Annotated in this window: 7 protein-coding genes and 1 pseudogene; 2 read left to right on the plus strand and 6 right to left on the minus strand. The window is 56.5% G+C overall.

What is annotated here, in order from left to right; genetic code table 11:
- Positions 1–1,405 (plus strand): annotated as a pseudogene (locus tag VGE80_RS24325) (hypothetical protein); the annotation flags it as partial.
- Here the strand turns inward: VGE80_RS24325 and folP are convergent.
- On the minus strand, positions 1,398–2,273 hold the full coding sequence (gene folP, locus VGE80_RS24330) for a dihydropteroate synthase (protein WP_440594454.1): 876 nt from the start codon (positions 2,271–2,273) through the stop codon (positions 1,398–1,400). The pseudogene VGE80_RS24325 and the gene folP overlap by 8 nt on opposite strands.
- A 484-nt stretch (positions 2,274–2,757) precedes the next feature.
- On the opposite strand from folP, the gene VGE80_RS24335 reads away from it, so the two are divergent.
- Positions 2,758–3,351, plus strand: coding sequence for a carboxypeptidase-like regulatory domain-containing protein (locus tag VGE80_RS24335; RefSeq protein ID WP_373651305.1), 594 nt, complete (start codon positions 2,758–2,760; stop codon positions 3,349–3,351).
- 606 nt (positions 3,352–3,957) lie between these two features.
- Here the strand turns inward: VGE80_RS24335 and zwf are convergent.
- From zwf to VGE80_RS24360, 5 genes are all read right to left on the minus strand, one after another.
- Positions 3,958–5,535: a glucose-6-phosphate dehydrogenase gene (gene zwf, locus VGE80_RS24340; RefSeq protein WP_373651306.1), complete on the minus strand. Its 1,578-nt coding sequence runs from the start codon at positions 5,533–5,535 to the stop codon at positions 3,958–3,960.
- Positions 5,536–5,690: 155 nt separating this feature from the next.
- The gene (locus VGE80_RS24345) at positions 5,691–6,515 is read right to left on the minus strand and encodes a purine-nucleoside phosphorylase (RefSeq protein ID WP_397570753.1); all 825 of its coding nucleotides are present in this window, start codon (positions 6,513–6,515) and stop codon (positions 5,691–5,693) included.
- A gap of 132 nt (positions 6,516–6,647) precedes the next feature.
- A complete protein-coding gene (locus tag VGE80_RS24350; protein WP_440594455.1) occupies positions 6,648–6,977 on the minus strand; it encodes a hypothetical protein in 330 nt (109 codons plus the stop codon).
- 765 nt (positions 6,978–7,742) lie between these two features.
- Entirely contained in the window at positions 7,743–8,813 is a 1,071-nt protein-coding gene (locus tag VGE80_RS24355) for a ligase-associated DNA damage response exonuclease (protein ID WP_373651309.1), read from the minus strand.
- A 411-nt stretch (positions 8,814–9,224) separates the two neighbouring features.
- The coding region (locus VGE80_RS24360) for an efflux RND transporter permease subunit (protein WP_440594456.1) at positions 9,225–10,651 on the minus strand (1,427 nt) is incomplete at its 5' end.

Below are 10,651 nucleotides of genomic sequence, written 5' to 3' on the forward strand. Positions count from 1 at the left end.
CTTCCGGATGATGGACCAGAACAGTCTCATCACCGGTACGATCGACGGAAATTTCGGGGGCTTTAACTGGCTGGATTACGGGTCTTACCTGACTCAGGTGACCGTCAATCTGTCCAATGGCGTCGCAACCAATATCGGAAATGTGACGAACGTGATGAACGTCCGTGGTGGTCATGCGACCAACCACTTGACGGGAAATTCTCGCGGCAATGTCCTGCTGGGTGGTGAATCCGCAGACACGATCGTCGCCGGACCTGGCCGCAGTCTGCTGATCGGTGGGGCCGGGGCTGATACCGTTACGGGCTATTCGGCCGACGATATCGTCATCGGCAGCTTCACAGTTTACGATCACGACCTGGCGGCACTCTCGACGATTATTGCCGAATGGCAATCCGCAGACACGTTCGAGCAGCGTGTCAGCAAACTCCGGAGCGGAGTGGGGCAGAACGGCAGCATCCGTCTGGTTGCCGACGCCACGGTGCTGAATGACGCCGCACCCGATTTCATCTCGGGTGGTGCATCAAAGAACTGGCTGTGGGGCCAGCCGGCCGAGTTCGCCGACCTGACTGCTCAGGACATCTACGACACCCCCATCAACAATCCTCCGATCCTGACGGGTTCGAGTGTGCTGAGCTACGCGCCGCTGCAGTCGGCGACGGCGGTGAACACGGCGATCACGATTACCGATATCGACAGCACGACGCTGGTCTCGGCGACGGTTCGAATCGGTAACAACTATATCGCGGGCCAGGATGCACTTGGATTCGTCCCATCGAATGCGACCGGAAACATCACGGGTAGCTTCAATGCGACGACCGGCGTGCTGACACTGGTTTCTCAGAACGGATCCGCGACACTCGCTCAGTTCCAGGCAGCACTTCGCAGTGTGGCCTACTGGAACGCCAGTGCGACTCCGGTGACGTCGCCACGCACGATTGTGTACCAGGTGTTTGACGGAATTGCTTACAGCAACTCGGTCTCGAGTACGGTCTTCTTCAACTCGCCACCTGTGATCGCTGGATCGAGTATCATCAACTACACCGCAGGGCAGGGACCGACTCCGATTAACACCGGCATCACGGTCTCTGATGCGAACAATGTGAATCTGATGTCTGCCACCGTGAAGTTGTCGAACATCTTCTTCGCTGGACAGGACTTCCTGGAGTTTGTCGGAAATGCCTCAACGGGGAATATCACAGGGAACTATAACCCGGTGACCGGTGTCATGACCCTCAGTGCCGGACCAGGAGGAGCCACCGTCGCGAACTTCCAGTCTGCTCTGCGACTGGTGACCTACCGCAACCTCAGTTTGACGCCGTCGCTGTTCAATCGAACGGTCACGTTCCAGGTGTCTGATGGCAATGCCCTGAGCAACACCGTCAACAGCACCATCATCCTCAGCTAGTTGGCAAGGTCCCCTGTGGCTGCGTCGCACGCCAGGCCATAATGGCGTCGCGGTTCGCAGCCACATCATGGACCCGCAGGAGATCGACGTGCTGTTGTGCGAGACCGATCGAGACACCGATCGTTCCGAACAATCGCTCGTCGATTTTCTGTTGCAGGATCTTCTGCAGGAATCCCTTGCGGGAGTGCCCAATCAGGACGGGGCGGCCAAGCTGCCGGAAGCGGCCGATGTTCGAAAGAATCTCGAGATTGTGCTGGGCTGTCTTACCAAAGCCGACTCCGGGATCAATCACAATCCGCTCCCGTGCGAGTCCTGCCCGTTCGAGTTCCTCAAGCCGCTGAGCGAAATCTTTGCAAAGATCTTCGACGACGTTCTCGTACCGGGGCGAAATCTGCATCGTCCTGGGCGTCCCTTGAATGTGCATGCAGATGACGCCACAGGGATGCCTGAGACAGACGTCGAGCATCTGAGCATCAAAACGGAGCCCGGAAATGTCGTTGACGATCGACGCCCCTGCCAACAGAGCCTGTCGCGCCACCTCGGCTTTATAGGTATCGATGGAAATCGGAATTTCAATCGCGTCTCGCAGCCGTTCGATGACAGGAACGACACGCCGTAATTCCTCTTCCAGCGGAACCGGGTCCGCATTTGGACGAGTTGACTCTCCCCCGATGTCGAGGATGTCAGCTCCTTCGGAAACCAGGCGCAGTGCCTGTTCTACGGCGGCTTCGACCGGCAGAAACCTTCCTCCGTCGGAAAAGCTGTCCGGGGTCGTATTGAGGATCCCCATGATGAGGGGACGATCCCCCAGTTGCCGGTCGAATCCGGGAAAGGTCCAGCGGCGGTAAGGGGCATTCTGGGTCAACACGATCGTCCTCGCTCCAGGCTATGTTTTTGATCTGTCGTCCGGGCCGGACATTCGCCAGCGCCGGGCAAGGCATTCCAGGTGAATCGCGTCAACTCAGCGACGAGCCTGTCGTCCTCGTATCAAGAAAAAAGCTTCTAGCAAAAACGGGAAGCAGATCACAGCGGCGACCCCGTCGGGAAGGGAGGAGGGAAAAAAGGGACGACCATGCAGAATCCGCCCGTTTTGGCTCAAGCATCTGCCGCCAACCGACTGGATGTCACTTTAGGCAAGATGCACATGATCTTTCCTGCAACTCCGAAGAGCTTGTTTTAGACAGACTCTGACGGACGATAACAACGTCGCTGGGATTCACTCCCCCGCACGAGCTGTAGAGAACTCTTGCTACACAGTGTGAATCGAGGATCGCCCGCCGGGTGGGTCGGTTCAATCGTTAACTACACGAACGCGGGTCATCTTAATTACGCTGGACAAACAAGGAGGGGTTATGCCGATCTTAAAGCTGGTTCGAGGTATCTCCGTCACTCTCGCCGCGATGGGGATGGTCGTTCCGATGTCGACCATTCAAGCGGCCGAAGCGACCTCGAAAGTGAGTCGCACGGTTCACGCTTCCGTCGCTGCCGACGTTGCGAAACTGTCGACTGGCGAATTCGCCGGTCGAATTGTGGATCACACGGGTGCTGTGGTCAAAAATGCCGAAGTTGTCGTACGCCAGGGGAAGGCCGAAATCGTTCGGACCCGAACGGACGCTGAAGGGATGTTCTCCGTCAACGATCTGAAGCCAGGTGCCTATCAGGTGAGTTCGGGGACGACGGAAGGGCTGTTCCGCGTCTGGAATGAAGAATCGGCACCCCCTTCCGCCCGCAAGAATGCGTTGATCGTTCTGGGACACAATGGTGCCCGCGGTCAGTATGCCAATTGCGATGAATGCCCTCCAGGCGGGTGGTGCGGCTTCCGCAGCATCGATCCCACGATCGCTCTGCTGACCGCTGGTGTGATTGCTGCAGTGGTCTTGAGCGCGATCACGCTCTCGAAGGTCAACGGGCTGGATGACTGCTGCCCAACGCCTACTTCTCCCTGATTCAGATTGCATCTGAATTCGTAAACGCGGCGGCTCTTCGGTAACCCCTTCCGATGACTCCCGTGTAAAAATCAGAAACCGGACGTGACTCTCACGTCCGGTTTCTTTCGTATTCCGGGGTGCAAAAATCCGAGTTCGTGACCGAGGGACCAAAATCCCAAAGCCGATCACCATTGATCGCGAACATCGCCGCAACAACGTCGATCGGATCGAGCAAAAAATCGCGAAGAGGACGTGACGCCTCCCGCCCGTTTCCGGTTGCTGCCAGACAGTTCAGACGGACGGGTCGTAGATTACCGTAGTCGTTCCGCGTGAGCACCTGCGGGCTTGGAGAGATGCGAACTCGGCGATGATCCTTCGTGGCGAACGTGATTCACCCAAATCGGAAGTCACAGCCCGTCGAGGCGCGGGTGATCCCTTTCCCGATGGGTGGGTAACGATCAACCCCGTTGCAGCGTAAGATGCACATCACCCATACAAGCTTGAGAAAAAGCAAGCTGGCGACATCTTGAGATGTCGCCAGCCTTCAGGTTTATCCCTCTTGACCCCCAGTCAAGAGGTCGCCTTCTCTTTCGGAAATCTAATGGCCGATTCTGCCGTAGCGAGTTACTTGGTCGGGGAGCGCCAGTTGTGGCCCTCACTCTGCAGCAGTTGATCAGCGGCACGTGGGCCCCAGGTCCCGCTGCGATAGGGCTCGGGCACAATCTTGTGCTGGTTCCAGTAATCCAGGATCGGTGTGACGAACTTCCAGGCGGCTTCCAGTTCATCGCTGCGCATGAACAGCGTGGAATCACCACGAAGGACATCCAGCAACAGTCGCTCGTACGCTTCAGGCAATGGCTGGGTAAATGTCTTGTAGTCGAAGTCCATCGTGACGGGATGAATCTGATACTGCATGCCCGGGCGCTTTGTCGAGAACGACAGTTTGATCGATTCACTCGGCTGGATCCGGAACACCAGCTTGTTCGGTTTGGCACCGACCAATGCGCACATGTCGCCGTCACACTCCACCGTATTAAACAGATTCAGCGGTGGGTGTTTGAACTGGATGGCGATTTCGGACACGCGTGCAGGAAGTCGCTTACCGGTTCTGAGATAAAAGGGAACGCCGGCCCAGCGCCAATTGTCCACTTGCACCTTCATCGCGACATAAGTCTCGGTGCGGGAATCCTGCGGGATCCGCTCTTCGCTCAAGTAGCTGATGGCCGATTTTCCATCGACAGTTCCGGCGGAGTACTGGCCCGAGACGACCCAGTTCGAAATATCGCCAGGATTTCCCGGGCTCAGGGCCTTAATGACTTTGAGCTTTTCTTCGTGAAGGTCATCCGAATTAAATAAGGCAGGTGGCTCCATCGCAATCAAGCAAAGTAATTGCAGGACGTGATTCTGTAAGACGTCTCTGAGCGCGCCCGAGTTGTCATAGTAACCACCGCGACCTCGTTCGAGCCCTTGTGATTCCGCGACCGTGATCTGAATATGATCAACATGGTTTCGGTTCAGGAGCGGTTCAAAGATCGAGTTGCCGAAGCGGAACAGCAAGATGTTCTGAACGGTCTCCTTACCCAGATAGTGATCGATACGAAAGATCTGCTGTTCGCGAAGCAGCCGGCGAAGATTACCGCTCAGTTCTTGTGACGAAGCCAGGTCGTGACCGAATGGCTTTTCAAAGACCACTCGCAGCCAATTCTCGTCATCCCGTCCGGGGATCATCTCTGCAGCACCCAGGTGCTCGACCGCGGGCAGGAAGAGGTCCGGCGATGTTGCCATGTAGACGATGCGATTACTGCCGGTCCCCTGTTGTTGCTCGATTTCCTCCAGTTGCTGCTTGAACTGGGCGTAGCCGTCGGAGACGGAAATATCCAGTTGCCGATAGAAGAGTCGATTTGAGAAGCGTGCCCATTGTTCGGGGGTAATCTCACCTCCGCGAAACTGTCCTCCCATCGCTTCGAAGATTTCGTTTCGGAAAACTTCGTCCGTCTTTTCCCGCCGCGCAACGCCGATGATCGGCGAACGATCGCAAAGGAATCCATCGTGCCATAAGTCGAAGAGAGCAGGAAGCAGCTTCCGGGCCGTCAGATCGCCAGATGCACCAAAAATTACGACGCTTGCCGTTTCTGGCGTGGGGCGGTACGTCGTTTTTTCGGCAGGGTCACTGGAGGAGGAAGGGGCTTTGCTTTCCGACATGAGACATTCCTAATAAGGCACACTAACTGCCAGCCCTGGACTGCTGGCCACTGCATGAAAAGACTGAAGGGCTTGCGTGGAACACGGAGCGGGAATCAATTGTCCTGACATTGTCCCCGTCATCCAGAAAACGAAGGCAAGCCCCTGCGAAATGGTTACGAAATGTGTTCGATCACACGGGGAATGAGTCTAGCGAGTTTTTCTCCGCCGATCGCCGCATTGGCCAGAATCTTCGGCACGTCTGCCGGTTCCAGATGGTCGGGCAGACAGAGATCTGTGACGACCGAAAAGCCGAGTACTTTCATCCCGCCGTGAACGGCGACCAGTACCTCGGGGACAGTCGACATACCAACGACGTCGGCTCCCATTGCCTTCAGCATACGGTATTCAGCACGCGTCTCGAGGTTGGGACCTGGTACGGCAACGAACACACCTTTATGCAGGTGAATGCCTTCTTCCAGTGCCGATGCGCGAGCGATCTGGATCAGCGATCGAGTATAGGGCTCGCACAGGTCAGGCCAGCGGGGGCCCAGACGGTCGTCATTTACGCCGCGTAGCGGATTGTCGGGCATCAGGTTGATGTGATCTTCGAGAATGACAAGATCTGCCAGATCCAGCTGCGGATTGATCCCCCCCGCAGCGTTGGTTACCAGCAGTACTTCTGCTCCCAGAGCGCGCATGACGCGTACCGGGAACGTGACCTGTTCAAGACTATAGCCTTCGTAGTAATGGAACCGTCCCTCCATCGCGATGACCGACTTGCCACGAAGAAGACCACAGACCAGCCGCCCCGCATGGGTCGGCGCCGTCGATACAGGAAAGTGCGGAATTTCGGAGTAAGGAATGCTGGCCTGTTGTTCGATCTGTTCGGCGAGTCCTCCCAGTCCTGTACCGAGGATCAAGCCGACTTTCGGGGTCCCCTGCCAGATCTTCCGTAGGTAGGTCGTAGCTTCATTGATCTGATCCCACAAGCACGGCATTCCGGCGACTCCTGTATGGTAACTGAGAGAAATAACTGGGGCGTATCAAAACGCGAAACACCGGTCGGCATGTGAGCCGGCCGGTGCTGCGATCTATTCAACACAACAACGCATCAGACTGCGAAGTGACGATTAGTAATCATCGTCATCGTCGTCATCATCATCGTCGTCATCGTCATCATCATCATCATCGTCATCAAAATCATCTTCTTCGTCGTCGAACTCATCGTCATCGAAATCGTCGAAGTCGTCCTCGAGATCCTCTTCGTCGTCGAGATCTTCGAGTTCGTCATCATCTTCAAAATCATCGTCATCGCCGAAGCCATCTTCGTCATCGCCGGGGGCGACATCGTCATCATCAGCCATGCGTGGTGCAACAACTACATCTGTGAAAGCACCTGAGAAGATTCCTCCAGGTGACTTCGGGAGCCAAGAGGCCAGTACGTGTTCTTCTTCGAGCAAGACTCTCGTCATCGGAGCAAACCTCAAATACTCGGACTTTCGGAACGCATCAATTGATACAAGTAAACAGTGCATATATTCAAAAACTGCAAGGCCATTGTTGCCAACCCATCGCTTGCGCTTCCTCAATAACGATAGATTGCTTCGGCCTTGCAATCCAACTTCTTCGTACGTAAAGCCAATTCGATAGAACCATTAGTCGAGTTGTCTTACGTTGTCAAGCGGGGAAGCGGATCGAATTTTCTTTCTGCGGGGATGATCGGTTTTCCCCGTCAGACGGTCTGTCGAATATGAAAAACCACCTTGGTTTTTTGTGCTTCTACGACCATTTGCTGACACGATCGCTCTATTCGGAATTCTCGTGGCAGGACTTCAGGCCCGTTTTGTGAAATTGAGTCAGAGAATGACCGTGACCTCTTAGCATCCGTTCACCAGATCGCCAGGCATCTGAAGCCGACGGGAGCGCACTCGACGATGCTGGAGTCCCTCTTCACGGTGTCCGTGCGGGCTGTGCTTTCCGTCCTTCTTCCGGAAGGACCTGGAACGAGGGGACACTGCCCACCGATGGTCTGGTAAGTGCTGCGGCTGAGTGATCAAGCGGCTGACACCGAAATTGAGTCGTACGGCAGCTCGCGTCGGGAAAGGACTCCCTTGAAACGGAATTCGAATCAGGGAAATCGCTTGCACCAGATACTGCCCGGCCAGCATGGACCCAGAAACCGGGGTTCGCTGTCTGCTGGACCGAGCGGGTTTGCCATCGGTGATTTAGACCTCGAGGACTTCCGTGGAAACGGGTCGGTCTGTGCGACCCCCCTCTGCGGCTTGGTCACCCGGAATTCTGGGCGGTTTCCGACAGCGCGGGGTCCGCATTGGCAAGGCTTCGTAGCCCCGGGATTTGAGTTCCGTGACGAACTCATCAATGTAGCCATGGGTCACCATGACCCGCTCGGCACCCGTCGCCGCAATCGCCGAAAGCAGTTCGGCATGGTCCGCATGGTCGGACAGAGGAAACCCTTGATGAACGCGTCGGACACGGTGACCATCGGGCAGTGTCATCCAGCCCGATGCGAACCCCGTGTTGAAATTCCCGAGATGCGGAAATCCCTGTGTCCAGCGAGCGGCCGGTGGCTGCAGAATCAACGATCGATTCCATTCATCAAGCGTCATGCCTGCATTGGGGGTTCTCACGGCGGGAAGGGGGATTCCGCTTTGTCGGTAAAGGACGTTCACGGATTCGATGTCCCGATGTGCGAAGACGGGACCAATCGACAAGTCGAGTCCGGCCAGCAGCCGTTGCGATTTGCCCAAGGCGTAGCCGAAGAGAAAACTGGCGACGCCCTGCTCCTGATTGGCTTTCCACCACGCATGAATCTTGTCGAACGTCGCCTCTTGGGGTTCCCATTGAAAGATGGGGCGGGCGAAGGTCGACTCGGTGACGAACGTATGGCAGCGGATCGGTTCAAATGCAGCACACGTCGCATCCGGTGCCACCTTGTAGTCACCAGAGATCACCCAGACTTCGCCTTTGTACTCGGCCCGGACTTGAGCCGAACCGAGGATGTGTCCGGCGGGATGAAGCGAAACTTTCACTCCGTTGAGATCGATTGATTCGCCGAACGCCAATCCTTCAATGCGGGCATGCTGTCCCATGCGAGACCAGAGGATCAGTCGGCCCGATTCCGCCGTGACGTAGCGCTTCGATCCTCGGACAGCGTGATCGGCATGCGCGTGAGTGATGACCGCAGTCGCGACAGGGGCCCACGGATCGATGTAGAACGCCCCACGTGGGCAAAAGAGTCCTGCATCACTGATTTTGAACAACGGCTCACGCGACATGAGACAACGATTTCCTTTACTGAGTTCCGCTTCACTTTATCCACGCAGAGACTGACGCATTTTGAATGCGGAGGTTCTGACTGTGTATCCCGTCACGGACTCGAAATAGCTCGAAAACTCTCGCTGAAGCTTGGCCACGCTACGGGCATTTCGACCCTCGCCAGGCGCTTGTTCCTCGAAGAAGGGCACACGGCAACTTAACGGCATCTCTCGCGATTCACAAATGCGTCGATCAAGTTACAGCCCGCGACCGGTTCTGTGTTTTTTAGGCCCGCAAATCAGTAGTGCAGCGAATCAGGTACAGGGGCTCTATTTCAGCGAATCCACGAATGTTTCGTACGACCTCCATCGAGGTGTCTCTTCAGGTCCTGGTTTTCGCCACCTCGCTTCCGCCTTCGAATCGGGTATCAATCACGTCTTGTCTGACTGCGCGATCTCACCCTTCGCAGGTTCCGCGTAAAGCGAGAGGATTGCCGGCAGCACGATCAGATCGCCGATCATCGCCGTCAGCATGGTCATCACCCCCATGCTGGCGAAGATCCGCTGATCTCGCATGTCGCTGAATGTGACCGTGGCAAAACCGGCGACCAGCACCATGGTCGTCATCAGCATCGAAGTCCCTACCGCTTCGAAAGATGCCCTGATCGCCTGATTGCGGGAACTCGACCGGGGCAGTTCTTCCTGGAACCGTGTCAGAAAATGAATCGTGTCATCGACGGCGATTCCCAGACAAATGGTAAAGCAGCAGACGGTGACGATTTCCAGTGGCTGGCCTGTAAAGACCATCCACGTGGCGCAGATCACGAGCGGAAAGATGTTGGGAATCATGGCAATCAGTCCGATGCGGACGGACCTGAAGACCAGTCCCAGCACGCAGATGATAATGAAGGTTTCGCTGCCCAGGCTGGAGCCCAGATCCAGTGCAATACGGTAAAGATCACGCCAGCGGTGAATTGCTGGCCCGGCCAGATGCAGGTGGAAATCAGGATGTTCGCTCATGATCTGCGCGAGGCGACTCTCGATTCGCTCGAAAACCGTGCTGTACTGAGCGATGCCAATGTCCTGAACTCGAAAGGTGACCGTCGCGGACAGGTCTTCCGGCTTGTAAAACGCCCGCTTGAGCGGTGCAGGCAGCAGCTCGATCATTGAGGCACGTTCTTCCGTGGGGCTGTCGCCGGGCAGTGCATCGAGCAGGCTGCGAATCGAAATCGGCGTGCCGATCAATGGCTCGGATCTGAGCAGGTCGTCGACTGCGACGATCACCTTCAGGACCTCAGGTGAATCCGAGGGAATGTTTGCCGACCAGCGAATCTTCACTTCGGAAAATTCCAGTCCTCCCAAGGCACGATCCATCTGATGCAGGGCCTTCGTCGCTTCGGCTCGTTCCGGAAGGAAGCTGGACCGCCGCTCGTCGGGCCGCAACTGAGAAGCAATTGCGGCACAGATGAGTGTCACGGCGATGCCCATCCACGCAATCGGCTTCGGCCGCTTCAGCACCCAGTCGACGATTCCGGTCACCCGATGCAGGTGCTTTTCGACGAAGCCTTCGTTGTGCTCTACAGGTTCCAGACGGATTCCCATGACCCGGTGGCCGAACACGCGGCGGAAAAACTGAGCCGTCCTGGAAAAGTAGGCCAGGGGAATGACGAGCAGAATCGCGATGACCGTCAAGACCACCCCGAGGACGCAGCTCCAGCCGAATTCCCGAACGACCACGTGCTGAGCCAGCGAGAGCGACCAGAAGCCGATGCTGGTGGTGATGGCAGTCAGAAAGCAGGCCAGCCCGACTTCCTGCAGACCCGCTTTTGCCGCGACTCGTTCACTCATTCCCGCCGCAT

This window comes from Schlesneria sp., from assembly GCF_036405755.1.
Classification (GTDB): domain Bacteria; phylum Planctomycetota; class Planctomycetia; order Planctomycetales; family Planctomycetaceae; genus Schlesneria; species Schlesneria sphaerica.

Coding starts and splice junctions, on each gene's coding strand:
- VGE80_RS24335 (WP_373651305.1), top strand. CDS start 2,758: ATGCCGATCTTAAAGCTGGTTCGAGGTATCTCCGTCACTCTCGCCGCG.
- zwf (WP_373651306.1), bottom strand. CDS start 5,535: ATGTCGGAAAGCAAAGCCCCTTCCTCCTCCAGTGACCCTGCCGAAAAA.
- VGE80_RS24345 (WP_397570753.1), bottom strand. CDS start 6,515: ATGCCGTGCTTGTGGGATCAGATCAATGAAGCTACGACCTACCTACGG.
- VGE80_RS24355 (WP_373651309.1), bottom strand. CDS start 8,813: ATGTCGCGTGAGCCGTTGTTCAAAATCAGTGATGCAGGACTCTTTTGC.